General features: G+C 36.8%; 20 protein-coding genes. 18 read left to right on the top strand and 2 right to left on the bottom strand.

The annotated features are described in order from the left end of the window. The first annotated feature begins 102 nt into the window (after positions 1–102). A complete protein-coding gene (locus tag JJN14_RS08690; RefSeq protein WP_201058442.1) occupies positions 103–2,208 on the top strand; it encodes an ATP-dependent Clp protease ATP-binding subunit in 2,106 nt (701 codons plus the stop codon). A gap of 59 nt (positions 2,209–2,267) precedes the next feature. On the opposite strand, the gene JJN14_RS08685 is transcribed toward JJN14_RS08690, so the two are convergent. Together JJN14_RS08685 and JJN14_RS08680 are read right to left on the bottom strand one after the other, a co-directional pair. Further along, complete coding sequence (locus tag JJN14_RS08685) at positions 2,268–2,750, bottom strand: S-ribosylhomocysteine lyase (RefSeq protein ID WP_000032547.1); 483 nt, start codon at positions 2,748–2,750, stop codon at positions 2,268–2,270. A 94-nt stretch (positions 2,751–2,844) separates the two neighbouring features. Next, a complete protein-coding gene (locus JJN14_RS08680) occupies positions 2,845–4,329 on the bottom strand; it encodes a DUF1846 domain-containing protein (RefSeq protein WP_201058441.1) in 1,485 nt (494 codons plus the stop codon). Positions 4,330–4,481: 152 nt separating this feature from the next. Between JJN14_RS08680 and JJN14_RS08675 the strand changes: the two genes are divergently transcribed. The 17 genes from JJN14_RS08675 (at position 4,482) to JJN14_RS08595 (ending at position 25,197) form a co-directional block, all read left to right on the top strand. Next, positions 4,482–6,089, top strand: coding sequence for a glycoside hydrolase family 13 protein (locus JJN14_RS08675; RefSeq protein WP_201058440.1), 1,608 nt, complete (start codon positions 4,482–4,484; stop codon positions 6,087–6,089). 195 nt (positions 6,090–6,284) lie between these two features. Further along, positions 6,285–8,243 (top strand): peptide ABC transporter substrate-binding protein, encoded by a 1,959-nt coding sequence (locus JJN14_RS08670; RefSeq protein WP_201058439.1) that lies wholly within the window; start codon positions 6,285–6,287, stop codon positions 8,241–8,243. 232 nt (positions 8,244–8,475) lie between these two features. Beyond that, the gene (locus JJN14_RS08665) at positions 8,476–9,921 is read left to right on the top strand and encodes an LCP family protein (RefSeq protein WP_004263760.1); all 1,446 of its coding nucleotides are present in this window, start codon (positions 8,476–8,478) and stop codon (positions 9,919–9,921) included. 1 nt (position 9,922) lies between these two features. After that, the gene (gene cps4B / locus JJN14_RS08660) at positions 9,923–10,654 is read left to right on the top strand and encodes a capsular polysaccharide biosynthesis protein Cps4B (RefSeq protein ID WP_004263758.1); all 732 of its coding nucleotides are present in this window, start codon (positions 9,923–9,925) and stop codon (positions 10,652–10,654) included. A gap of 8 nt (positions 10,655–10,662) precedes the next feature. Further along, complete coding sequence (gene cpsC / locus JJN14_RS08655; protein ID WP_201058438.1) at positions 10,663–11,355, top strand: capsular polysaccharide biosynthesis protein CpsC; 693 nt, start codon at positions 10,663–10,665, stop codon at positions 11,353–11,355. Positions 11,356–11,364: 9 nt separating this feature from the next. After that, positions 11,365–12,048 carry a tyrosine-protein kinase gene (locus tag JJN14_RS08650; RefSeq protein ID WP_020901549.1) on the top strand — a complete coding sequence of 228 codons (684 nt, stop codon included), beginning with the start codon at positions 11,365–11,367 and terminating at the stop codon, positions 12,046–12,048. 34 nt (positions 12,049–12,082) lie between these two features. Continuing rightward, the gene (locus JJN14_RS08645) at positions 12,083–13,450 is read left to right on the top strand and encodes a sugar transferase (protein ID WP_201058437.1); all 1,368 of its coding nucleotides are present in this window, start codon (positions 12,083–12,085) and stop codon (positions 13,448–13,450) included. A gap of 4 nt (positions 13,451–13,454) precedes the next feature. Beyond that, on the top strand, positions 13,455–14,240 hold the full coding sequence (locus JJN14_RS08640; protein WP_201059156.1) for a LicD family protein: 786 nt from the start codon (positions 13,455–13,457) through the stop codon (positions 14,238–14,240). 19 nt (positions 14,241–14,259) lie between these two features. Further along, positions 14,260–14,982 (top strand): WecB/TagA/CpsF family glycosyltransferase, encoded by a 723-nt coding sequence (locus tag JJN14_RS08635; RefSeq protein ID WP_201059155.1) that lies wholly within the window; start codon positions 14,260–14,262, stop codon positions 14,980–14,982. Then, positions 14,957–16,042 (top strand): glycosyltransferase family 4 protein, encoded by a 1,086-nt coding sequence (locus tag JJN14_RS08630; RefSeq protein ID WP_201058436.1) that lies wholly within the window; start codon positions 14,957–14,959, stop codon positions 16,040–16,042. The genes JJN14_RS08635 and JJN14_RS08630 overlap by 26 nt, the downstream gene beginning before the upstream one ends. Continuing rightward, complete coding sequence (gene wecB, locus JJN14_RS08625; protein ID WP_033682309.1) at positions 16,039–17,133, top strand: non-hydrolyzing UDP-N-acetylglucosamine 2-epimerase; 1,095 nt, start codon at positions 16,039–16,041, stop codon at positions 17,131–17,133. Before JJN14_RS08630 ends, wecB begins: the two co-directional genes overlap by 4 nt. Then, positions 17,133–18,098: a glycosyltransferase family 2 protein gene (locus tag JJN14_RS08620; RefSeq protein ID WP_201058435.1), complete on the top strand. Its 966-nt coding sequence runs from the start codon at positions 17,133–17,135 to the stop codon at positions 18,096–18,098. The genes wecB and JJN14_RS08620 overlap by 1 nt, the downstream gene beginning before the upstream one ends. A gap of 23 nt (positions 18,099–18,121) precedes the next feature. Beyond that, complete coding sequence (locus JJN14_RS08615; protein WP_201058434.1) at positions 18,122–19,267, top strand: oligosaccharide repeat unit polymerase; 1,146 nt, start codon at positions 18,122–18,124, stop codon at positions 19,265–19,267. 151 nt (positions 19,268–19,418) lie between these two features. Then, positions 19,419–20,843, top strand: a complete 1,425-nt coding sequence (locus JJN14_RS08610) for a flippase (protein ID WP_201058433.1) — start codon at positions 19,419–19,421, stop codon at positions 20,841–20,843. A 1-nt stretch (position 20,844) separates the two neighbouring features. After that, positions 20,845–21,942: a UDP-galactopyranose mutase gene (glf, locus tag JJN14_RS08605; protein WP_120718981.1), complete on the top strand. Its 1,098-nt coding sequence runs from the start codon at positions 20,845–20,847 to the stop codon at positions 21,940–21,942. A gap of 24 nt (positions 21,943–21,966) precedes the next feature. Continuing rightward, the gene (locus JJN14_RS08600) at positions 21,967–23,019 is read left to right on the top strand and encodes a sugar transferase (RefSeq protein WP_201058432.1); all 1,053 of its coding nucleotides are present in this window, start codon (positions 21,967–21,969) and stop codon (positions 23,017–23,019) included. 198 nt (positions 23,020–23,217) lie between these two features. Continuing rightward, positions 23,218–25,197 (top strand): peptide ABC transporter substrate-binding protein, encoded by a 1,980-nt coding sequence (locus tag JJN14_RS08595; RefSeq protein WP_201058431.1) that lies wholly within the window; start codon positions 23,218–23,220, stop codon positions 25,195–25,197. The last annotated feature ends 286 nt before the right edge of the window (positions 25,198–25,483 follow it).

Raw genomic sequence — 25,483 nt, 5'->3', positions numbered from 1 at the left:
AATAGTACGTAGAGTAGTGATTTAGCTAGTCTAAATTTTTTAAAACAAAGGTCAAAGATAGTCAATATCAGTAATAATAAATAACAAAAAGAGGTAAAGAATATGAACAACAACTTTAATAATTTTAACAACATGGATGATTTATTTAACCAATTGATGGGTGGTATGCGAGGATATAGTTCTGAAAATCGCCGTTACTTGATTAATGGACGTGAAGTCACACCTGAGGAATTTGCTCACTATCGTGCAACTGGTCAATTGCCAGGAAATGCAGAATCTGATGCGCAAATGCAACAACAGGCTTCAGGTATGAAACAAGACGGTGTCCTTGCCAAACTAGGTCGTAACTTGACAGCGGAAGCTCGTGAGGGTAAGTTGGATCCTGTTATCGGACGAAACAAGGAAATTCAAGAAACATCTGAAATTCTATCACGCCGTACCAAGAATAATCCTGTTTTGGTTGGAGATGCAGGTGTTGGTAAGACAGCGGTTGTAGAAGGTCTAGCACAAGCCATTGTGAACGGAGATGTCCCAGCCGCTATTAAGAACAAGGAAATTATTTCCATTGATATTTCAGGCCTTGAGGCTGGTACTCAGTACCGTGGTAGCTTTGAAGAAAACGTTCAAAACTTAGTCAATGAAGTGAAAGAAGCAGGGAATATTATCCTCTTCTTTGATGAAATTCACCAAATCCTTGGCGCTGGTAGCACTGGTGGAGATAGTGGTTCTAAAGGGCTTGCGGACATTCTCAAGCCAGCTCTCTCTCGAGGTGAGTTGACAGTTATTGGGGCAACGACTCAAGACGAATACCGTAACACGATTTTGAAGAATGCAGCTCTTGCTCGTCGTTTCAACGAAGTCAAGGTCAATGCTCCTTCAGCAGAGGATACATATAAAATCCTTCAAGGAATTCGTGACCTTTATCAACAACACCACAATGTCATCTTGCCAGATGAAGTCTTGAAAGCAGCAGTGGATTATTCTGTTCAATACATTCCTCAACGTAGCTTGCCAGATAAGGCTATTGACCTTGTTGATGTAACAGCAGCTCACTTGGCAGCTCAACATCCTGTAACAGATGTTCATGCTGTTGAACGTGAAATTGAAGCAGAAAAAGACAAGCAAGAAAAAGCAGTAGAGGCAGAAGATTTTGAAGCAGCCCTAAACTATAAAACACGCATTGCAGAATTGGAAAAGAAAATCGAAAACCACACAGAAGATATGAAGGTGACTGCAAGTGTCAACGATGTGGCTGAATCTGTAGAACGAATGACGGGTATCCCGGTTTCACAAATGGGAGCATCAGACATCGAACGTTTGAAAGATATGGCTCATCGTCTGCAAGACAAGGTGATCGGCCAAGACAAGGTAGTTGAAGCAGTGGCTCGTGCCATCCGTCGTAACCGTGCTGGTTTCGATGAAGGCAATCGCCCAATCGGTAGCTTCCTCTTTGTAGGGCCTACTGGGGTCGGTAAAACTGAGTTAGCTAAGCAATTAGCGCTCGATATGTTTGGAACTAAGGATGCTATCATTCGGTTGGATATGTCTGAATACAGTGACCGCACAGCCGTTTCTAAATTGATCGGTACAACAGCTGGTTATGTGGGGTATGATGATAATAGTAATACCTTGACAGAACGTGTTCGTCGCAATCCTTACTCTATCATTCTCTTGGATGAAATTGAAAAGGCTGATCCTCAAGTCATTACCCTTCTCCTTCAAGTATTGGATGATGGGCGTTTGACAGATGGTCAAGGAAATACAGTAAACTTCAAGAACACTGTCATTATCGCGACCTCAAATGCTGGATTTGGCTATGAAGCCAACTTGACAGAAGATGCGGACAAACCAGAATTGATGGACCGTTTGAAACCATTCTTCCGTCCAGAATTCCTCAACCGCTTTAATGCAGTTATCGAGTTCTCACACTTGACGAAGGAAGACCTTTCTAAGATTGTGGACTTGATGTTGGCTGAAGTCAACCAAACCTTGGCTAAGAAAGACATTGATTTGGTAGTCAGTCAAGCGGCTAAAGACTATATCACAGAAGAAGGCTATGACGAAGTTATGGGTGTTCGCCCTCTCCGTCGCGTGGTTGAACAAGAAATTCGTGATAAGGTGACAGATTTCCACTTGGATCATCTAGATGCCAAACATCTGGAAGCAGATATGGAAGATGGTGATTTGATCATTCGTGAAAAAGCCTAAGACAGAATTTTGAGAATAAAAAAAGAAGGAGCCAGCTGAAAAACTGGTTCCTTTTGTGTTTAAATCACATGACGCTCAAAGGCATCATCTGAAATCCCTTGTTCTAGAATGAGTTTTGCCCATTCTTTAGCAGAGAAGAGGCTGTGATCCTTGTAGTTTCCGCAAGATTCGATGGTTGTTCCAGGGACATCTTCCCAAGTAGTAGTCTCAGCGATTTCCTTGAGTGAATCCTTGATAACTGCTGCAATTTCAGCACTGGTATGGCGACCCCACATAATCATGTGGAAACCTGTACGGCAGCCAAATGGCGAACAGTCAATCATACCGTCAATTCGGGTACGGATGAGTTTGGCTAAGAGGTGTTCAATGGTGTGAAGGCCAGCGGTAGGGATTGAGTCTTCGTTTGGTTGCACCAAGCGAATATCATAATTGGAGATGATGTCTCCTTTTGGTCCTGTTTCTTCCCCAATCAAGCGGACATAGGGTGCTTTAACAATGGTGTGGTCAAGTTCAAAACTTTCAACAATAACTTCTTTTGACATGGTAAATCCTTTCAGTTTTCTTCTTTCATTATAACATAAAGCTGGCTCCTGAGACAGAGAGAAAACCTCCCCGAGAGTGGAGAGGCTCAAATCTTTATTTACGATACAAGCGATCGTATTGGTAGTAAGGGTCAAAGGTTACATTGATACCCAATTTGCGAAGGACATTCTTGTCTTCATCTGTCAAGATGATGGTTGAGTGGGCTTCGCTTCCTTTGAGGTTGCCAAGCTCTTCCATAGCGCGGGCAGCATCATGATTTTCTGTAGCTGTGATAGCCAGTGCAATCAAGATTTCATTTGAATGCAGGCGTGGATTACGGCTACCTAGATGATCGATTTTAAGACCTTGGATTGGTTTGACAAGTTCAGGTTCGATGAGTTTTACTTCTTTAGCAATGTTAGCTGATTTCTTGATGGCGTTAATCAAGGCAGCGGCTGTTGGGCCAAAGAGCTCTGAGTTCTTACCAGTCACGATTTCCCCATTTGGCAATTCAAGGGCTAGGGCTGGTCCACCAGTTTCTTCTGCCTTTTGACGGGCAACGACAGTAACCTTACGGTCTGCAGGTGTGATGCCGAGGTCGTTCATGAGAAGTTCAATCTTCTTGACAGCAGATTCGCCAACTTTTTCGGCTTTAAAATCAAGAACAGTTTGATAGTAACGGCGAATGATTTCTTGTTTAGAAGCTTCGACAGCAGCCTCGTTATCTGTAATAGCGAAACCAACCATGTTGACACCCATATCTGTCGGTGAAGCGTAAGGAGATTCACCTAGGATACGTTCCAACATACGCTTAAGCACAGGGAAGATTTCGATATCACGGTTGTAGTTGACAGTGGTTTCTCCATAGGTTTGAAGATGGAAAGGGTCAATCATGTTGACATCATCGAGGTCTGCTGTAGCAGCCTCGTAGGCCAAGTTGACTGGGTGATGAAGGGGGAGATTCCAGACTGGGAAGGTTTCAAACTTAGCGTAGCCAGACTTGATACCATTGATTTGGTCATGGTACATATTTGACATACAGGTTGCTAATTTTCCAGAACCAGGTCCAGGAGCGGTTACGACAATCAAGTTACGACTGGTTTTGATGTAGTCATTTTTTCCCATTCCTTCTGGAGAAATGATGTGATCCATATCCGTCGGATATCCTTTGATTGGATAATGAAGATAAGAATCAATTCCGTTTTTTTCAAGTTGATTGCGAAAGGCATCTGCAGCTGGTTGGCCAGCGTACTGTGTGATGACAACGGAACCAACAAAAATCCCTAATTCATTGAATTTGTCAATCAAACGAAGAACTTCTTGGTCATAAGAAATGCCCAAGTCACCACGTGCTTTGGAATGCTCGATATTGCTAGCATTAATAGCAATCACAACCTCAACCTGCTCTTTCAATTCTTGTAAGAGCTTGATTTTGTTGTCAGGCTCATAACCAGGAAGGACACGAGCGGCGTGGAAATCTTCTAACATTTTACCACCAAACTCCAAGTAGAGCTTGCCGTCAAATTGGTTAATGCGCTCCAAAATATGGTCGCGTTGTAAATTCAAATATTGTTCAGAACTAAAAGCTTGTTTTTTCATTTTTTTACCTCTGACCTCTATTATAATAAAAAATTGGAAGTTAGGAAACTATGGAGTTAAAAAAGGAATCAAAAAGATTAGGCAAACGCTTGCACAAAATTCCCAAAAGCGCTATCATAGACTTTAGATTATTAAAATAATGAGGTAAGAAGATGCAAGAAAAATGGTGGCACAATGCCGTAGTCTATCAAGTTTATCCCAAGAGTTTTATGGACAGCAACGGAGATGGAATTGGCGATTTGCCAGGAATTACTAGTAAGTTAGACTATCTAGCCAAGCTAGGGATCACAGCGATTTGGCTTTCTCCCGTTTATGACAGCCCTATGGACGATAATGGCTACGATATTGCTGATTATCAAGCGATTGCAGCTATTTTCGGAACCATGGAGGATATGGACCAACTGATCGCGGAAGCCAAGAAGCGCGATATTCGCATCATCATGGACTTGGTGGTCAATCATACCTCAGATGAACATGCTTGGTTTGTCGAAGCCTGTGAAAATCCTGATAGTCCTGAACGTGACTACTATATCTGGCGGAATGAGCCTAATGATCTTGATTCTATCTTTAGTGGATCTGCCTGGGAATATGATGAAAAGTCAGGTCAATACTATCTCCATTTTTTCAGCAAGAAACAGCCCGATCTCAACTGGGAAAATGAAAAACTTCGCCAGAAAATTTATGAGATGATGAACTTCTGGATTGATAAAGGGATTGGCGGTTTCCGCATGGATGTCATTGATATGATTGGTAAAATTCCTGATGAGAAAGTAGTCAATAACGGTCCTATGCTCCATCCCTATCTCAAGGAAATGAATCAGGCAACCTTTGGCGACAAAGATCTCTTGACAGTAGGGGAGACTTGGGGAGCAACGCCAGAAATTGCCAAGCTCTACTCTGATCCAAAGGGGCAAGAATTGTCTATGGTCTTCCAGTTTGAACATATTTGTCTTCAGTATCAGGAAGGTCAACCTAAATGGCACTATCAAAAAGAGCTGAATATCGCTAAGTTAAAAGAGATTTTCAACAAATGGCAGACAGAGTTAGGAGTTGAGGATGGTTGGAATTCCCTCTTCTGGAACAATCATGACCTCCCTCGTATCGTCTCTATCTGGGGAAATGACCAAGAATATCGTGAAAAATCTGCCAAAGCCTTTGCAATTTTGCTTCATTTGATGAGAGGAACACCTTATATCTACCAAGGTGAGGAGATTGGGATGACCAATTATCCGTTTGAGACACTGGAGCAAGTAGAAGATATTGAATCTCTCAACTATGCGCGTGAAGCTCTTGAAAAAGGCGTTCCGATGGAAGAAATCATGGACAGTATCCGTGTAATCGGACGTGACAATGCCCGTACTCCGATGCAATGGGATGAAAGCAAAAACGCTGGTTTCTCAACAGGTCAACCGTGGTTAGCAGTCAATCCAAACTATCAAGCCATCAACGTTCAAGAAGCACTGGCAAATCCAGATTCAATTTTCTATACTTATCAAAAACTCGTCCAAATACGCAAGGAGAACAGCTGGCTGATACGAGCTGACTTTGAATTACTTAATACAGCTGACAAGGTCTTTGCCTATATCCGTAAGGACGGTGACCGTCGTTTCCTAGTTGTTACTAACTTGTCTAATGAAGAACAAGACTTGACAGTAGAAGGAAATGTTAAATCTGTCTTGATTGAAAACACCGTGGCTCAAGAAGTGGTTGAGAAACAAATCTTAGCTCCATGGGATGCTTTCTGTGTGGAATTACTATAAATATTTTTTACAGAAAAATTTAAAAATGAAATCGTATAAAAACAAGGGAGGACTGTATGAAAGACAGAAATCCTTTGTTTTTTTATGACTAAAGTTTATAAACTTTCATTCTCAAAATTCAATTAACTTTACAAATTCCCACTATTTTGGTAAAATAAGCTTATGTTATAAAAACTAACATAAAGGAGAAAGAAGATGGATACAAAAAAGCGTGTTCTTAGCGCAGGCCTGACCTTTGCGGCTGCTTTGCTTTTAGCTGCTTGCGGACAATCAGGTTCAGATACAAAAACTTACTCATCAACCTTTAGTGGAAATCCAACTACATTTAACTATCTATTAGACTATTACGCTGATAATACAGCCATCATTACCAACCTAGTTGATGGTTTGCTTGAAAATGACAACCACGGGAACCTAGTTCCATCTTTGGCAGAAGACTGGTCTGTTTCAAGCGACGGTCTGACTTATACCTATAAATTGAGAAAAGATGCCAAATGGTTCACGGCTGACGGTGAAGAGTACGCTCCAGTCAAGGCGCAAGATTTTGTGACAGGGATCAAGTACGCAGTGGACAATAAATCACAGGCCATTGACTTGATTCAAAACTCGATCAAGGGCTTGAATGATTATATTACAGGAGCGGATTCTGACTTTTCTAAGGTTGGGGTAAAGGCGATTGACGACCAGACTGTTGAGTATACTTTGGCACGCCCAGAACCTTACTGGAACTCAAAAACAACCAATAGTATTCTTTTCCCAGTAAATGAAGAGTTTCTAAATTCAAAAGGGAAAGATTTTGGTACTTTATCTCCAGATAGTATTCTCTACAGCGGACCTTATTTGTTAAAAGATTTCACATCGAAATCATCAATCGAGTATGTGAAAAATCCGCATTACTACGATCATGACAAAGTATCAATTGAACACGTGAAATTGGCATATTTTGATGGTTCAGACCAAGAATTGACTATCCGTAACTTTGAAAGTGGAGCCTATTCGATCGCTGGGGTTTATCCAAATAGTTCAAACTTTGCTAAGACCAAGGAAAAATATAAGGATAATATCGTCTATAGCTTGCAGGACAAGACTTCTTGGTACTTCAATTTCAACGTCAACCGTAAGGCCTACAATCACACTGCTAAAACGACAGATGAGCAGAAAAAATCAACTGAGACAGCTGTCTTGAACAAGAACTTCCGTCAAGCGGTGAACTTTGCCTTGGATCGTGCAGCTTATTCTGCCCAGTCAAATGGGGAAGAAGCAGCTAGTAAGACCCTTCGTAATACCCTAGTACCTCCTACATTTGTCCAAGTTGGAGACAAGACCTTTGGAGAAGTAGTCGCTTCTAAATTGGTCAACTATGGCACAGAATGGTTAGGTATTAACTTGGCAGATGCTCAGGATGCCTATTTTAACAAAGAAAAAGCCCAAGCAAAATTTGCGGAAGCTAAAAAAGAATTGGCAAGTCAAGGTGTGACTTTCCCTATTCACTTGGATGTGGCTGTTGATCAGACAAGTAAAAATGCTGTGACAGGCATGAACTCAGTTAAGCAGACCCTTGAGTCAGTTTTAGGTGCTGATAACATTGTCATTGATGTTCAGCAACTTTCAACAGATGATTTTAATAACGTAGCCTTTTTAGCGCCAACGCCAGCTGATCGAGACTACGATTTGAACTTTGATGGCTGGGTAGGTGACTACCAAGATCCGTCAACTTATCTCAATCCTTTCAATGCAGAGGATGGGTTCTACCTCAAGATTTTTGGTTTAGATGCTCAAGAGGATAAAGCTAAGATTGCTAGCTTGGAGCTTGATACCTATACCAAGATGCTCAAAGATGCAGATAGTGAAAATAAAGATGTAGCCAAACGCTATGAAAAATATGCTGAAGCACAGGCTTGGATGATTGACAATTCTCTGATTATGTCAGCCATGTCAAGTGGTGGAACAGCTTCTGTAACCAAAGTGACGCCATTTACAAGAGGCTATTCACTGGTCGGCATCAAGGGTGATGGCAATAACTACAAGTATATGAAACTGCAAAAAGATACTGTGACAACCAAACAGTATGAAGAAGCCAAGGCCAAATGGGAGCAAGAAAGCAAAAAAGCAATCGAAAAAGCTCAAAAAGAAGCAGAAAATCATGTTAAATAGATTATCGAGGTTCCGTAAGGAACCTCGTTTGTTATATTTTTGATTCTTCTGTCTATGAAACGAGAATGTCAAAATAGGAAACGATAGATACTATACAGGTTATAAAAAACAATTATTCCTTCGGAGTACATTTAGAAGATGCATTGAAAACGCTGATAAAAAAAGGAATAAATGGAAATTATTTCATGATTGTGATATAATAATTCTGATAATCAACATATAGGGGAAAACTATGAATAAACGTTCAAAAAGAGCCCGTTCGGGTAAAGTTAAGCGGAGTATTAATATAGCCTTATTAACCATTTATGTATTATTGGGTGGTTTTTTGCTGTTCTTGATTTTTAGACATAATATATTGGCGTTTAGATATCTGAATGTTATGACGGCAGCTGTAGTGATTTTGGTCGCTTTAGCGAGTCTGCTTTTGATCATTTATAGAAAAGCAGAAAAGTTTACGATTTTCTTTTTAACACTAGCTATTTTAATGAGTTCAGTTTCTTTTTTTGCACTGCAACAATTTGTAGGCTTTACTAGTCATATCAATTCTACGTCAAATTACTCAGAATACTCAATGAGTGTTGTTGTTCTGAAAGATAGTGACGTTCATAATGTCACACAACTAGATAGTGTTACAGGGCCAACGGATACAGATAATGAGAATATTCAAAAATTGATAGCTGATATCAAAGCTAGTCAGAGCAAAGAATTGACTGTTGAACAAAGCACGTCATATCTTGCGGCTTATAAGAGTTTGGTATCAGGTGAAGCGAAAGCAATTGTATTAAATAGCGTCTTTGAAAATATTATAGAATCTGAATACCCTGATTACGCATCAAAAATTAGGAAAATCTACACTAAAAATATCACCAAAGAAGTAGCTGCTCCTAAAGTTTCTAAGAACAAGTCCTTCAATGTCTATGTGAGTGGTATTGACACTTACGGACCAATTAGTTCGGTTTCTCGTTCAGATGTCAATATTTTGATGACTGTAAATCGAGATTCTAAAAAAATTTTATTAACAACTACCCCTCGAGATTCCTATGTTCCGATTGCAGACGGAGGGAATAATCAAAAAGATAAGTTGACTCATGCAGGTATTTATGGAGTAGACTCATCTATTCATACTTTGGAAAATCTTTATGGAGTTGATATTAACTACTATGTTCGCTTGAACTTCACTTCGTTCTTGAAATTGATTGACCTTTTAGGTGGTGTAGATGTGTACAATGATCAGGAGTTTACATCTCGTCACGGGAAGTTCCATTTCCCAGTAGGAAATGTTCATTTAGATTCTGAGCAAGCTCTTGGGTTTGTTCGTGAGCGCTACTCTTTAGCTGATGGGGATCGTGACCGTGGCCGTAATCAACAAAAGGTCATTGTCGCAATCATTCAGAAATTAACTTCTACCGAAGCATTGAAAAATTATAGTGATATCATTCAAGGCTTGCAAGATTCCCTTCAAACAAATATGCCGATCGAAACGATGATGGATTTGGTTAATACTCAATTGGAGAGTGGTGGCAGTTATAAAGTCAACTCTCAAGATCTCAAAGGTACAGGTCGAATGGGACTTCCTTCTTATGCTATGCCAGATAGTAACCTCTATATGATGGAAATCGATGATAGTAGTCTAGCAGCTGTTAAAAGTGCGATACAAGATGTGATGGAGGGAAGATGATATGATTGATATCCACTCTCACATTGTCTTTGATGTAGATGACGGGCCAAAGTCTATAGAAGATAGTAAATCTCTTTTAAGAGAAGCATATAATCAAGGGGTTCGAATGATAGTTTCGACTTCACATCGTCGAAAAGGGATGTTTGAGACTCCAGAAGAAAAAATAGCGACGAATTTTTTAAAGGTTCGTGAGATTGCTAAAGAAGTGGCAGATGATTTGGTCATTGCTTATGGAGCAGAGATATACTATACTCCAGATGTTCTAGAAAAACTTGAAAACAAGCGTATTCCTACTCTCAATGATAGTCGTTATGCTTTGATTGAATTTAGTATGAATACACCCTATCGCGATATTCATAAAGGGTTAAGCAATATTTTGATGTTAGGGATTACACCAGTGATTGCTCATATTGAACGTTATGATGCGTTGGAAAACAATGAAAAACGTGTTCAAGAACTGATTGATATGGGATGCTATACGCAAGTAAATAGTTCTCATGTTCTAAAACCTAGGCTCTTTGGCGAAACCTATAAATTTATGAAAAAGAGAGCCCAATATTTTTTGGAGAGAGACCTGGTTCATGTCATTGCAAGTGATATGCATAACTTAGATAGTAGACCCCCTTATATGGAGGAGGCTTATCAGATTATTTCTAAAAAGTATGGTAAAGCCAAGGCTGAAGAACTATTTGTAGAGAACCCTAGGAAAATTATAATGGATCAAATAATTTAGGAGAAAATATGAAAGAACAAAATACTATGGAAATCGATGTATTTCATCTGCTTAAAATTCTTTGGAAACGAAAAATTCTAATTGCATTGGTAGCAATTGTAGCTGGAGCCTTAGCTTTTGCCTATAGTGCGTTTGTCGTTAAACCGGAGTTCACTAGTACTACACGGATTTATGTAGTCAACCGTAATCAGGGAGATAAGCCTGGTTTGACAAACCAAGACTTGCAAGCTGGATCATACTTAGTTAAAGACTATCGTGAAATTATTTTGTCTCAAGATGTTTTGGAGAAAGTTACATCTAATTTGAAATTAGATCTATCACCAAAAGCTTTGGCTAGTAAAGTCAAGGTAACTGTACCAGTCGATACTCGTATCGTATCTATTTCCGTTAATGATAAAGTACCTGAGGAAGCTAGTCGTATTGCTAACTCCTTGAGAGAAGTAGCTGCTGAAAAGATTATCAGTATCACACGCGTTTCTGATGTCACAACACTTGAAGAAGCTCGTCCGGCTACAGCACCATCTTCTCCAAATATTCGTAGAAATACAATTATCGGGCTACTTGGAGGAACAGCATTTATGGTTATCGCTGTTCTTATCGTTGAACTGGTTGATACACGAGTGAAACGTCCAGAGGATATTGAAGATGTTATGCAAATTGCATTGTTGGGAGTTGTTCCAAATCTGGATAAATTGAAATAGGAGAGAGATATGCCGACATTAGAAATAGCACAGAAAAAATTAGATCTGGCCAAAAAAGCGGAAGAATACTATAATGCCTTGCGTACGAATATACAATTGAGTGGAAATAATTTACAAGTAATTTCTATAACTTCTGTAAAACCGGGTGAAGGAAAGTCAACGACTTCTACAAATATTGCTTGGGCATTCGCGCGTGCAGGTTACAAGACCCTGTTAGTAGATGCTGATATTCGTAATTCTGTCATGTCAGGTGTCTTCAAGTCACGTGAAAAAATTACTGGATTGACAGAATTTTTATCTGGAACAACAGACCTATCTCATGGTTTATGTGATACCAATGTTGAGAATCTATTTGTGGTTCAAGCTGGGTCTATCTCACCCAACCCAACTGCTTTATTGCAAAGTGAAAATTTTAGCACTATGATTGACACACTTCGCAAGTATTTTGATTATATTATTGTTGATACAGCGCCTATTGGTATCGTAATCGACGCAGCTATTATTACACAAAAATGTGATGCATCTGTTTTAGTTACTGCGGCAGGAGAAGCTAACAGAAAAGATGTTCAGAAGGCTAAAGGTCAATTGGAACAAACGAATAAACCATTTTTAGGAGTTGTATTAAATAAATTCAATACTTCAGCTGAGAAATATGGTTCTTACGGTGAGTATGGTTCTTACGGTAAAAAATAGGGGATAGAATAAGGGATAAACTAAGGAAGTAGTTATGGAAGAGAAAGGGATAAAAATATCTCTGGCAGTAATCCAGAGTTTTATAGTAGTGTTACTGGGGTATTCTCTTAGTTTTGTTAAAGAGACAGATATTCTTTCAACAACAATGATTGTCCTATATATTCTCCACTACATCGTATTTTATTTTAGCGATTACGGTCAAGATTTTTTTAGACGAGGGAGTTTGATTGAACTTGTTTGCTTGACAAAATATATCATTTTCTTTGCATTGGCAATTAGTCTTTCTAATTTCTTTTTAGAAGAACGCTTTAGTATCTCTAGACGAGGCATGGTGTATTTCTTGACCTTACACTCGATTCTAATGTATCTAGTCAATATTTGTATCAAGTATTATTCGAAACGGATATTTCCTAATTTGAAATGGAGTAAAAAACTATTCTTGATTACAGCAACATCTAGAGTTGAGAAAGTGATGGATAAATTACTTGATGCTGGTGATTTCTTTGGAGAACTGGTGGCAGTTAGTGTATTAGATAAACCTAATTTCCAACATGATACTATTACAGTCGTACCAGTCGAAGATATTTTAAATTTTGCAACTCACGAAGTTGTGGACGAAGTGTTTATCAATCTTCCTAGTGAAGAATATGATATTGGTGAATTTATTTCTCGTTTTGAAACGATGGGAATTGATGTGACGGTTAATCTAAATGCTTTTGACCATAATCTAGGGCGTGACAAGAAAATCCGTGGGATGGCTGGTCTAAATGTCATTACTTTTTCGACGAAATTTTATAAGAATAGTCATGTCATTGCTAAGCGTGTGATAGATATTATTGGTTCTATTTTTGGTTTAATGATTTGTGGCTTAGTCAGTATAGTTCTAGTTCCAGCTATTCGAAAAGATGGTGGACCTGCTATTTTTGCCCAGACTCGCATAGGAAAAAACGGCCGACATTTTACTTTTTATAAATTTAGATCAATGTGTATTGATGCTGAGGATAAAAAGAGAGAATTGTTGGAGAAAAATACCATGCAGGGTGGTATGTTTAAGATGGACAATGATCCTCGCATTACAAAAATTGGTCGCTTTATCCGTAAAACTAGCTTGGATGAACTTCCACAGTTTTGGAATGTTCTGAAAGGAGACATGAGTTTAGTTGGAACAAGACCGCCAACAGTTGATGAATATGAGACATACACACCTGAACAAAAACGTCGATTGAGTTTTAAACCGGGTATCACTGGACTTTGGCAAGTTAGTGGTAGAAGTGAGATTAAGAATTTTGACGAAGTTGTTAAATTAGATGTAGCTTATATAGACGATTGGACAATTTGGAAAGACATTGAAATTTTACTAAAAACTATTAAAGTTGTACTTATGAGAGATGGAGCGAAGTGATTTTATGAATAAAGTGAGGGAAATTCAACTAGGAGAATTATCTTTATTGAAAAGTTTTATTGCTATTTGTAGTAAACATAACTTAAGATATTATGCTTTGGGAGGAACATTGCTAGGAGCAATTCGTCATAAAGGATTTATTCCTTGGGATGATGATATGGATTTAGGAATGCCTCGAAAAGATTATGAAAAATTTTTATCTATTTGTAAAAAAGAACTTCCAGAACATGTTGTTTTGAGACTTCATGATGACAATTTAGGTAATACCTCTATTATGGATACATCCTTACAAATTCCATTTGGAGATGAACTATGTAGTCCATTCATAGATATTTTCCCTTTGGATGGTTATCCAGATGATCGTTTTCATTATTTTATTCATACAAACAAAATCAAATTCTATCGTGCACTTTCTAAAATTTCGGTAATCGATCGTCTACATGACAGAGATCGGGGAAGTTTTGAAAATGCAATTGTGAGTATATCAAAAGTTTTGAAATTAAATAAACTTCTAAAAACAGCCACTATTAACAACAAATTACAAAATCTAATTAAACAATATGATTTTGAAACTAGTTCAATAGTAGGTAATGTATTAGGCTCTTACAGAGAACGTGAGCTTGCTAGAAAAGAAGTATTCGGTGAACCACGATTACTAGAGTTTGAGAACTTAGAAATAAGTTGCCATGCAAACCCAGATGAATATTTAACAAAAATATATGGTGATTACATGAAGTTACCAAAAGAAGCCGAGCGTAAGGGTCATTTTGAGTCTACATGGGGAGATTAATTTGAATAGTTTTAATTTAATGGGGGTCAGAATTGACCCTTTAACAATGGATGAAACAGTACAAGAGGTTGAGAAATTTGTAATTGAACAACGTCCTCTTCATTTAATGGGCGTAAACGCTGATAAGATTAACCAATGTCAATCAGATGAAGCTATTAAGAAGATAGTTAACGAGTCTGAGATCATCAATGCAGATGGTGCATCAGTAGTTCTAGCTTCTAGATTTTTGGGCTACCAAGTTCCAGAACGAGTTGCTGGAATTGATTTAATGCAAAGATTATTAAAATTAGCCGATGAAAAATCTTATTCAGTGTATTTTTTTGGTGCTAAAGAAGAAGTTTTGCAAGATATGTTACAAAATTTTAAAGAAGAGTATCCAAATCTACGAGTTGTTGGACATCGTAATGGTTATTTTTCTGAGGAAGATGAGCAAGATATTCAGGAAGATATTCGTGAAAAGAATCCCGACTTTGTATTTGTTGGAATTACTTCACCTAAAAAAGAATACATCATCCAAAAATTTATGGATAATGGAGTGAATTCTATTTTTATGGGTGTAGGTGGTAGTTTTGATGTATTGTCTGGTCACATTCAGCGTGCCCCACTTTGGATGCAGAAATCAAACCTGGAGTGGTTGTTCCGAGTTGCTAATGAACCAAAGCGTCTCTTTAAACGATACTTTGTAGGGAATGTTACCTTTATTAAGCGAGTTTTAGATGAGAAACGAAAAAAGAAAAAATAATATTTTACATATTTCACGAACGATGGATATTGGTGGTGCGGAGAGAATCGTGTACCAGTTGAGTTCTGATTTGAAAGATGAGTTTGATAGTGTACATGTTGCTTCTACAGGAGGCCTTTGGGAACCAAAATTAGAGGCCCAAGGAATTATCCATCATAAAATTCACGATATAGACAGCAAAAATCCTCTTACTGTGTTGAATTTGCTTCTTACTATTTATCAAATTATTAAGACAAATGAGATTACTCTGGTTCATACGCATCATCGAATGGCAGCTTTTTATATTCGTTTGTTAAAACTGATTAATCCCAAGCTAGTCCATGTTTACACTGCTCATAATGTCTTTAAAGATAAGTTGTCTTTATATAGATTTTCACTTAAAAATGCCTACAATATTGCTGTTGGTCAAGCAGTTAATCAAAATTTGAAAGATGATGTGGGAGTTGCAAATAGTACTGTTATCTATAACGGAGTGATCTTGAAACAGTCAAATAGACAAGTTGATGAGATTATGAAGTTTGATGGAATCAAGCTAGGCTGTATTGCAAGATTATCTGAACAAAAAGGTTTGACCTATTTGATTGATGCTATTTCTTTGATATCAGATGAAAACCTTCGTTTATTTATCGTTGGGGATGGAGAACTTAGAGCCGAATTAGAAAACAAGGTTAAAGAACTAAATCTGGAAGATAAAGTATCTTTTTTAGGATATAGACAGGATATAGTCGAGTGTATTAATAGTTTTGATTTCCTAGTGTCTTCCTCATTATTTGAGGGCTTGGCTCTAAATGTTATCGAAGCATTTATGAATGGAAAAACCATGGTTGCGACAGATATTCCTGGCATTAATGAAGTTGTTACAAAAGAAAATGGGATCTTGGTTCCTGCTAAAGATGCTAGGGCCTTAGCTTCTGCTATTGAGAGTCTGGCGACTGACTCAACTCTTAGAACTAGGTTAGCTCATCAAGCTAAAAAAGATTATGAAGAGAAGTTTAGTTATCCTTTATTTTTAGAGAATTATCGTAAATTTTATCAAAAACTAATGGGAGATTCAAAATGAAAAAAGTAATGTTAGTTTTTGGGACGCGTCCAGAAGCAATAAAAATGTGTCCCTTAGTGAATGAACTGAAGAAAAATGATTCAATCAAAACACTTGTGTGTGTAACGGGTCAACATAAAGAAATGTTAGAGCAAGTTTTAGATGTCTTTAAAGTTGTTCCTGATTATGATTTAGGAATTATGAAGGCAAATCAAACACTATTTACAATCACGACAAGTATTTTAGATAAAATTCAAGCAGTTTTAGAGCAGGAAAAACCAGATATTGTTCTTGTTCATGGGGATACTACAACCACTTTTGCGACAGCTTTAGCTGCATTTTACATGGGAATTAAAGTTGGACATGTAGAGGCAGGATTGAGAACTTATAATCTTCAAAGCCCATTTCCTGAAGAGTTCAATCGTCAGACTACTTCAATTATTGCGGATTTCAATTTTGCTCCGACAGAAGTGGCTAAAGAGAATCTTCTAAAAGAGGGAAGAGAGAATATCTATGTTACTGGAAATACTGTCATCGACGCCTTGAAGACAACCGTTCAAGAGCATTATGACCATCCTATTTTAGAGTGGGCTAAGGACAGTAAACTAATCATGTTGACAGCCCATAGACGTGAAAATCTTGGTCAACCAATGGAAAATATGTTTAATGCAGTTAATCGTATCCTGAATGAGTTTGAAGATGTTAAAGTCGTATATCCTATTCACAAGAATCCTAAGGTTCGTGAGCTAGCAAGTAAAGTGTTTGGCGATAATGAACGTATGAAAATCATTGAACCTCTAGAAGTCATTGATTTCCATAATTTTATGAATCAAAGCTACATGATTTTAACAGATTCTGGTGGTGTGCAAGAAGAAGCACCTTCTTTAGGTAAACCAGTATTAGTAATGCGTGATACAACAGAACGTCCAGAGGGGATTGCTGCAGGAACCTTGAAATTGGTAGGAACAGAAGAAGAAAATATTTATACTAATTTCAAACTGCTTCTAGAAGATGAAACAGAGTACAGCAAGATGAGTAAAGCAAGTAATCCATATGGAGATGGAAAAGCTTGTGAGCGTATTGTTGATATCATTTTGGAAGGATTATCATAATGGATCAGATTTCTATTGTTGTACCAGTGTACAATGTTGAGAACTGTTTGAGTTATTGTGTAGAAAGTCTAAGACAACAAACATATAAAAATATTGAAATAATCCTAGTAGATGATGGTTCGACGGATAGTTCTGGAGAAATTTGTGACCAATATGCTCGAGAAGATAATAGAATAAAAGTTCTGCATATTGAAAATGGGGGATTGTCCAATGCCCGCAATACTGGGGTAAAAGAATCTTCAACAGATTGGATTGTTTTCATTGATTCAGACGATTATTATGACCATAGAGCCATTGAATATTTAGTAGAACTTAGAGATAAGTATAGAGTTGATCTTGTAGCAACTCCAGTGATTGAAGTTAGAAACTATGAAAATAGTGATTTTTTAGGAGATTTCAGAGAGAAATATTCTGGAAAATTAGATCGTAGAACAGCTTTAGAACAAATGTTTTATGGAAATTATGTTGGGACACATTCAGGTGGTAAACTATATAAGAAAGAAATCTTATTAAGGTTTCCATATCCTAAAGGGATGTTATATGAAGATTTAGCTCTTGCTTATGAGCATATTGCTTCCTGTGAAAATATTGCTGTTAGTGATCTAAATCTTTATAAATACTATCGAAGACCAGGAAGTATTGTAAATTCTAAGTATAGTGATCGTCTCTTAGATTTTTACAAGGCAATGGAATGGAATAGAAGTTATATTGAACGAGACTATTCAGGTGATAGGGATATGAGAAGAGCCTTGAATGTTCGCTATGTTTTTAATGGTCTGCATATTGTACATGCTATGCTTAGTTCAGATATGTATGCTGAAGTTGATAAAATTAGAAAAGAATACATTCAATATTTCAAAGATGTTATTCCGAATTCAAATGTTACAAGGAAAAATAAATTGAAATATATATTGTTTCTCGTATCTGCAAAATTGTATAACACTATTCGAAATAAGATTGGATAATTTAAACAAACTTAGGTAAAAATATGAAAATAAAAATAAAATTATCAGAGTTATTATATTTTTCAGCTTTCTTTATTTGGTTGCTTTTTAATTTCATAGCTCAAACAAACTTAGTCTATAAATACCCTGAAATTTATCGTTTTCGAATAGTTGCTATGATAGTGTCTATTGTCATACTTCTGTTTAAACTACTATTAGAGAGACACTCGAGTAAGTTTCTGATATTCTTCTTTTCAGCTTTCTGCTTGGCTATAATTATCGGGATTACAACACATAAGCTTTTTGATGCCCTCACAATAATTTCAACAATCTTATTTATTATTTCTATAAACAATGTGAATTTTAGAAAAGTTTTGATTCTCTGGACAGTTTCGATAGTACTATTAATGATTTCTATATATGGTCTATTAAAGTTTGGCATTATTGAAAATACGCTGAGGGTTCAATTAGGAGGGCGATTCCGTTTTAGCCAAGGATACCAATATGTTACTCTCGGTGCTAATTATTTATTTCATCTGACTTTGGTATATCTATATTTAAGAAAAAGTAAAATCAGATTGTCAGAAATTTTATTGTTTGGAATACTGAATTATTATTTTTACGTTAATACTGATACGAAATCAGCTTTCTTTCTTTCAATTCTAGCATTAGTATTGGTGTACATATTTAAAAATAAAGTAGTTAGTCAAAAAATCCTGAATGCCATTGGTAAAATTACGTTGACTGCAGGGATTCTTATTCCTATCATTTTGACTTATTTTTATAACGCAAACAGTAAACTCTTTCAAATTTTAAACGTAGCTTTGACAGGAAGACTAAGTTTAGGACATAAGACACTATCTTTATATGGTGTACATCTGTTTGGTCAAAGAATTGATTGGGAATTGCAACAAAGGGCTACGTCTGTTTTTGATAATTATTTATACGTTGATTCATCTTTTGTAAATATTTTGTTGCATTATGGAGTGATTCTACTAGTTGTTATTTGGTATAGTTTCTATCAACTAAATAAAAGAGGACACTTTAATACAGTTGAGATGCTTGTTTTTATTGTACTGATACTTCACTCAATGTTTGATCCACAATTTTTTGAATTAATGTACAATCCATTATTGTTATTGATGGGTATTTCTTGGAGTAAGTATAGGTATAATTATCAAGATGTTTAAAGTTTTTGTGTTATATGTATCCTTGGTTCTAAATTGAGGCTAGTTAAGTGATTTTTGTACCAAAAAAAGTTTAATCTATTTAACATCATCATTTTTGGACAGATTAATTTTCGCCGTTTATAATAGTAGTTAAGTGAGGAATATGCTCCCTATGAAGGTTCTTAAAAATTATGCATACAATCTTTCATATCAATTATTAGTCATTATTTTACCGATTATTACGACTCCATATGTTACCAGAGTATTTAGTTCTGATGATTTAGGAACTTATGGTTATTATAATTCTATTGTTACCTACTTTATCCTGTTGGCTACCTTGGGGGTAGCCAATTATGGTACAAAGGAAATTTCTGGTAATCGAAAAACAATTCGTAAAAATTTCTGGGGAATTTATACTTTACAACTTGGAGCAACCATCTTATCACTGACTCTCTATATTTTGCTTTGTCTCACTTTTTCGTTAATGCAAAACCCAGTAGCTTATATTTTAGGATTAAGTTTACTTTCTAAAGGTTTAGATATTTCTTGGCTATTCCAAGGTTTAGAGGATTTTCGAAAAATTACAGTCAGAAATATTACAGTGAAACTAGTTGGCGTCATTGCTATTTTTCTATTTATAAAATCAGCTAGCGACCTATATTTATATGTGTTCTTGCTTACCATTTTTGAATTGTTGGGACAACTAAGTATGTGGTTGCCGGCAAGAGAGTTTATTGGGAAACCGCACTTTGATTGGGAATATGCTAAGCAGCATTTGAAGCCAGTTATCTTATTGTTTTTACCTCAGATTGCCATATCGCTCTATGTTACTTTGGATCGTACAATGCTGGGAGCTTTAGCTTCAACAAAAGATGTAGGAATCTATGATCAAGCATTGAAGCTTGTCAATATTTTATTGACCCTAGTAACTTCATTGGGAAGTGTCATGTTACCACGAGTTTCAAATCTTTTATCATCAGGAAATCATAAAGCAGTTAATAAAATGCATGAGATGTCATTTCTGATTTATAATTTGGTTATTTTCCCCATTATGGCAGGTATGTTAATTATAAACGATGATTTTGTTAACTTTTTTCTGGGAAAAGATTTTCAAGATGCACGCTATGCAATAGCTATTATGATTCTAAGAATGTTCTTTATTGGTTGGACAAATATTATGGGGATTCAAATTTTGATTCCCCATAATAAAAATAGAGAGTTCATGCTTTCAACCACAATTCCTGCTATTGTTAGTGTCGGATTAAATCTTCTCTTTCTTCCCAAATTGGGCTATATAGGGGCAGCAATTGTATCTGTTTTAACAGAGTCTCTGGTTTGGGCTATACAGTTATTCTTTACTCGCTCTTATCTAAGAGATGTTCCGATTATAGGATCTATGATAAAAATTATGATTTCATCAGGATTGATGTATGGAATTCTGTTTTTTGTAAAAGACTTATTGAATTTACCGTCTGTATTAAATGTAGGACTTTCTACTATCTTGGGGACAATAATTTATATCAGTTTAATTTTGATTTTTAAAGTTATAAATCTACGAGATATAAAACAACAGTTATTCAGAAATAAAGGGGTGTAATATGTACGATTATCTAATCGTTGGCGCTGGTCTGTCTGGAGCAATTTTTGCTTATGAAGCAACCAAGCGTGGAAAAAAAGTAAAAGTTATTGATAAACGTGATCACATTGGTGGGAATATCTATTGTGAGAATGTAGAAGGTGTTAATGTTCATAAATATGGCGCTCATATCTTCCATACTTCTAATAAGAAAGTCTGGGATTATGTTAATCAATTTGCTGAGTTTAACAACTACATCAACTCGCCTGTAGCAAATTACAAGGGTAGCCTTTATAATCTACCTTTCAATATGAATACTTTCTATGCTATGTGGGGGACAAAAACTCCTCAAGAAGTGAAAAATAAGATTGCTGAGCAAACGGCTCATATGAAGGACGTTGAACCGAAAAACTTGGAAGAACAGGCTATCAAGTTGATCGGCCCAGATATTTATGAAAAATTGATTAAGGGATATACTGAAAAACAGTGGGGACGCTCTGCGACAGACCTCCCACCGTTTATCATCAAACGTCTACCAGTTCGTTTGACTTTTGATAATAACTACTTCAATGACCGTTACCAAGGCATTCCAATCGGTGGCTATAATGTCATTATCGAAAATATGCTGAAAGATGTTGAAGTAGAACTTGGAGTTGACTTTTTTGCCAATCGTCAGGAATTAGAAGCTTCTGCTGAAAAAGTTGTCTTTACAGGGATGATTGACCAATATTTCGATTATAAACATGGTGAGTTAGAATACCGTAGTCTTCGTTTTGAGCATGAAGTTCTAGATGAGGAAAATTATCAAGGGAATGCCGTTGTTAATTATACAGAACGAGAAATTCCTTATACTCGTATTATTGAGCATAAACATTTTGAGTATGGTACGCAAGATAAAACGGTCATTACTCGTGAATACCCAGCAGATTGGAAACGAGGAGATGAACCTTATTATCCAATCAATGATGAGAGAAACAATGCTATGTTTGCTAAGTATCAAGAAGAAGCAGCGCAGAATGATAAGGTCATTTTCTGCGGACGTCTGGCCGATTATAAATACTACGACATGCATGTGGTCATTGAACGTGCCCTAAATGTTGTAGAGGAAGAGTTTAAATAAGATAACGAAGGATAAAATTGATAGATGAAATATTATCTAAAAGAAGAATTTCTGAAGGATTCTGGTGCACGAAATGCGGGAAATAAGGCTCGAAATGATGTTGAAGAAATAGTAGTTCGTGAGGGCTATAGTCCTTTGTTATTGATGGTAGATGATTGGTATCAAATGGGGACTATTAGAGCCCAACGACATAAGGCCAAAGCCCTATCCAAAGCTATCTCTAAGTTGAAGGAAGGGGATCAGCTACTGATTCAATTTCCTATGCTTCATCATAGTTTCTTTACGACTCATTTAGTCAAAAGAATCCAACGTAAAGGAGTGAAGGTTCACTTTATTATCCATGATTTAGAAGTTTTGCGCTATGCTAATTTGGATACAGTACCCTTGAAGCATAAGATTCGTGTTCATCTTCAAGAGTCAAGTCTTTTGAAACAAGCTGATGGTCTTATTGCTCATAATCCAGTTATGAAATCAGTGCTTGTTGATAAGGGGATTTCTGAGAAGAAAATAGTTAGTTTAGGCATTTTTGACTATCTGATCCCGAATTATCAGGACAAAGAAGATTTATCGAAGGAAGGGGCTATTATTGTAGCTGGAAATTTAGCCCAAGAAAAAGCAGGTTACTTATATGAGTTGCCTGCAAGACCGGCATATAACCTCTATGGTGTTGGTTTTGATGAGTCTAGAAAGCTATCAAATGCAACCTATTTTGGTTCCTTTCTTCCAGATGAACTACCATCAGCATTAGAAGGAAGTTTTGGTTTGGTTTGGGACGGTGATAGTTCTAAAACTTGTAGCGGAGTGTTTGGTGAGTATTTGAGATACAATAATTCCCACAAGGCATCCCTTTATTTGGCTTCTGGTTTTCCTATTATTGTCTGGGGGCAATCTGCTTTGGCTAATTTCGTCTTAGAAAAAGAGTGTGGAATTAGTGTTGAGAGTTTACTTGATTTAGAAGAAGTATTGGACAATTTGTCTCAAGAAGAGTATCAGGATTTGATCAAAAATGCTAAGTCCGTAGGTCAAAAAATTCGTGAAGGTTCTTATCTTCTTTCTGCATTACAAGCTTTAAATTAATAAATCTAAAAATGATTTAAATAGATGGATGAGGGAGTTACTGGATTCCCTCTTTTCTTATAGTTAAAGAGAGATTAAAAAATGAAATAAGATTCGATAGTTGTCAGAAAATAACAACTAAAAATGAAAATTCTGAAAATTCTGTTGACAAGGTTAGAAAAAGGGTCTATAATGGATAGAAAAACAAAGGAGAATACTATGAAAACAAGGAAAGTATTGGCTCTTGCGGGAGTCACTTTATTAGCAGCTGGTGTCTTAGTGGCTTGTTCTGGTGGTTCTGCTACTAAAGGTGAGCAGACCTTCGCCTTTACCTACGAGACAGACCCAGATAATCTCAACTATTTGACAACCAGCAAGGCAGCTACTTCAAACATTACTAGTAACGTCATTGATGGATTGCTTGAAAATGACCGTTATGGGAATCTTGTTCCCTCTATGGCAGAGGACTGGTCAGTTTCTAAAGATGGTTTGACCTACACTTATAAGATTCGTCAGGATGCCAAGTGGTACACATCTGAAGGTGAAGAATATGCTCCTGTCAAGGCTCAAGACTTTGTAACAGGTCTTAAATATGCAACAGATAAGAAATCACAAGCTCTTTACTTGGTACAAGATTCAATCAAGGGTCTGGATGCTTATGCTAAAGGGGAAAATAAAGATTTTTCTCAAGTTGGAATTAAAGCCCTTGACGATCAAACAGTCCAATACACTTTGAACAAACCTGAAAGTTTTTGGAATTCTAAAACAACAATGGGTGTCTTGGCACCAGTTAATGAAGAGTTTTTGAACTCAAAAGGGGATGATTTTGCTAAAGCGACAGATCCAAGCAGTATCTTGTATAATGGTCCTTATTTGTTAAAATCTCTTGTGGCTAAATCTTCCGTTGAATTTGCAAAAAACCCTAACTACTGGGATAAGGATAATGTTCATGTTGATAAGATAAAATTGTCATTCTGGGATGGTCAAGATACCAGCAAACCTGCAGAAAACTTTAAAGATGGTAGCCTTACAGCAGCCCGCCTCTATCCAACAAGTGCAAGTTTCGCAGAACTTGAAAAAACGATGAAGGACAATATTGTCTATACCCAACAAGACTCTACGACTTATCTAGTTGGTACAAATATTGACCGCCAGTCTTACAAATATACTTCTAAGACTAGTGACGAACAAAAGACCTCTACTAAAAAGGCTCTCTTAAACAAGGATTTCCGCCAAGCTATTGCTTTTGGTTTTGATCGTACGGCCTATGCTTCACAAGTGAACGGTGCCAGTGGTGCAAGCAAAATTTTGCGTAATCTTTTTGTACCACCAACATTTGTCCAAGCAGATGGGAAAAACTTTGGCGATATGGTCAAAGAAAAATTGGTGACTTATGGGGATGAATGGAAGGATGTGAACCTTGCTGATGCCCAAGATGGACTATATAATCCTGAAAAAGCCAAGGCAGAATTTGCTAAAGCTAAGTCAGCTCTACAAGCTGAGGGAGTACAATTCCCAATTCACCTAGATATGCCAGTTGACCAGACAGCAACTACAAAAGTTCAACGTGTACAGTCTTTCAAACAATCGGTTGAAGAAACCTTGGGTGCAGATAATGTCGTAATTGATATTCAACAACTACAAAAAGATGAAGTCTTGAATATTACCTACTTTGCTGAAACAGCAGCTGGGGAAGATTGGGATATTTCAGATAATGTTGGTTGGACTCCAGACTTTGCGGATCCATCTACTTACCTCGATATTATCAAACCATCAGTTGGTGAAAACACTAAAACCTACCTTGGCTTTGATTCTGGTACAGATAATGCTGCAGCTAAGAAGGTTGGTCTAAACGACTATGAGAAATTGGTAATTGAAGCTGGAAACGAGACAATAGATGTAGCAAAACGTTATGATAAGTATGCTGTAGCCCAAGCTTGGTTGACAGATAGTGCCTTGATTATTCCAACAACATCACTCACTGGTCGCCCAATCTTGTCTAAGATGGTACCATTTACGATGCCGTTTGCCTTCTCTGGTAACAAGGGGACAAGCGATCCGCTCCTTTACAAATACTTGGAACTTCAAGACAAGGCAGTTACTGCTGATGAATACCAAAAAGCTCAAGATAAATGGATGAGAGAAAAAGAAGAATCCAATAAAAAAGCGCAAGAAGAACTCGCAAAACATGTGAAATAGATTTTAATCATCTATAGAAACTGATTGATAAAGGGTTTGGCATTCGATAGGAATGCTAAATCCTTTTTATTATGTTACAATTTTCCCCTTAATTTCAGAGTATGGTTTTGTCAGAATGAAGAAAAAAATTAGCAATTTTCCTAGCTTTTCTATTGCTTTATCTATTAAAAATTGTTATATTAAAAGTGTAATTATTTTTATAAACGTTAAGCATTGCACTTTTCAGATAGAAAGGAGTATTTTTCGAACAAGAAATGTAAACGCTTACGAAGATTGGTGAAAGGAA

This window comes from Streptococcus mitis (assembly GCF_016658865.1).
In the GTDB taxonomy this organism is placed as follows: Bacteria; Bacillota; Bacilli; order Lactobacillales; family Streptococcaceae; genus Streptococcus; species Streptococcus mitis_BT.
Note: the sequence above shows the minus strand (reverse complement) of the source record. Positions and strands in the feature narration are given on the sequence as shown.

What these genes read in the sequence shown, in the direction of transcription:
- JJN14_RS08690 (WP_201058442.1), top strand. Translation starts at nt 103, where the DNA reads ATGAACAACAACTTTAATAATTTTAACAACATGGATGATTTATTTAAC.
- JJN14_RS08685 (WP_000032547.1), bottom strand. Translation starts at nt 2,750, where the DNA reads ATGTCAAAAGAAGTTATTGTTGAAAGTTTTGAACTTGACCACACCATT.
- JJN14_RS08680 (WP_201058441.1), bottom strand. Translation starts at nt 4,329, where the DNA reads ATGAAAAAACAAGCTTTTAGTTCTGAACAATATTTGAATTTACAACGC.
- JJN14_RS08675 (WP_201058440.1), top strand. Translation starts at nt 4,482, where the DNA reads ATGCAAGAAAAATGGTGGCACAATGCCGTAGTCTATCAAGTTTATCCC.
- JJN14_RS08670 (WP_201058439.1), top strand. Translation starts at nt 6,285, where the DNA reads ATGGATACAAAAAAGCGTGTTCTTAGCGCAGGCCTGACCTTTGCGGCT.
- JJN14_RS08665 (WP_004263760.1), top strand. Translation starts at nt 8,476, where the DNA reads ATGAATAAACGTTCAAAAAGAGCCCGTTCGGGTAAAGTTAAGCGGAGT.
- cps4B (WP_004263758.1), top strand. Translation starts at nt 9,923, where the DNA reads ATGATTGATATCCACTCTCACATTGTCTTTGATGTAGATGACGGGCCA.
- cpsC (WP_201058438.1), top strand. Translation starts at nt 10,663, where the DNA reads ATGAAAGAACAAAATACTATGGAAATCGATGTATTTCATCTGCTTAAA.
- JJN14_RS08650 (WP_020901549.1), top strand. Translation starts at nt 11,365, where the DNA reads ATGCCGACATTAGAAATAGCACAGAAAAAATTAGATCTGGCCAAAAAA.
- JJN14_RS08645 (WP_201058437.1), top strand. Translation starts at nt 12,083, where the DNA reads ATGGAAGAGAAAGGGATAAAAATATCTCTGGCAGTAATCCAGAGTTTT.
- JJN14_RS08640 (WP_201059156.1), top strand. Translation starts at nt 13,455, where the DNA reads ATGAATAAAGTGAGGGAAATTCAACTAGGAGAATTATCTTTATTGAAA.
- JJN14_RS08635 (WP_201059155.1), top strand. Translation starts at nt 14,260, where the DNA reads ATGGGGGTCAGAATTGACCCTTTAACAATGGATGAAACAGTACAAGAG.
- JJN14_RS08630 (WP_201058436.1), top strand. Translation starts at nt 14,957, where the DNA reads ATGAGAAACGAAAAAAGAAAAAATAATATTTTACATATTTCACGAACG.
- wecB (WP_033682309.1), top strand. Translation starts at nt 16,039, where the DNA reads ATGAAAAAAGTAATGTTAGTTTTTGGGACGCGTCCAGAAGCAATAAAA.
- JJN14_RS08620 (WP_201058435.1), top strand. Translation starts at nt 17,133, where the DNA reads ATGGATCAGATTTCTATTGTTGTACCAGTGTACAATGTTGAGAACTGT.
- JJN14_RS08615 (WP_201058434.1), top strand. Translation starts at nt 18,122, where the DNA reads ATGAAAATAAAAATAAAATTATCAGAGTTATTATATTTTTCAGCTTTC.
- JJN14_RS08610 (WP_201058433.1), top strand. Translation starts at nt 19,419, where the DNA reads ATGAAGGTTCTTAAAAATTATGCATACAATCTTTCATATCAATTATTA.
- glf (WP_120718981.1), top strand. Translation starts at nt 20,845, where the DNA reads ATGTACGATTATCTAATCGTTGGCGCTGGTCTGTCTGGAGCAATTTTT.
- JJN14_RS08600 (WP_201058432.1), top strand. Translation starts at nt 21,967, where the DNA reads ATGAAATATTATCTAAAAGAAGAATTTCTGAAGGATTCTGGTGCACGA.
- JJN14_RS08595 (WP_201058431.1), top strand. Translation starts at nt 23,218, where the DNA reads ATGAAAACAAGGAAAGTATTGGCTCTTGCGGGAGTCACTTTATTAGCA.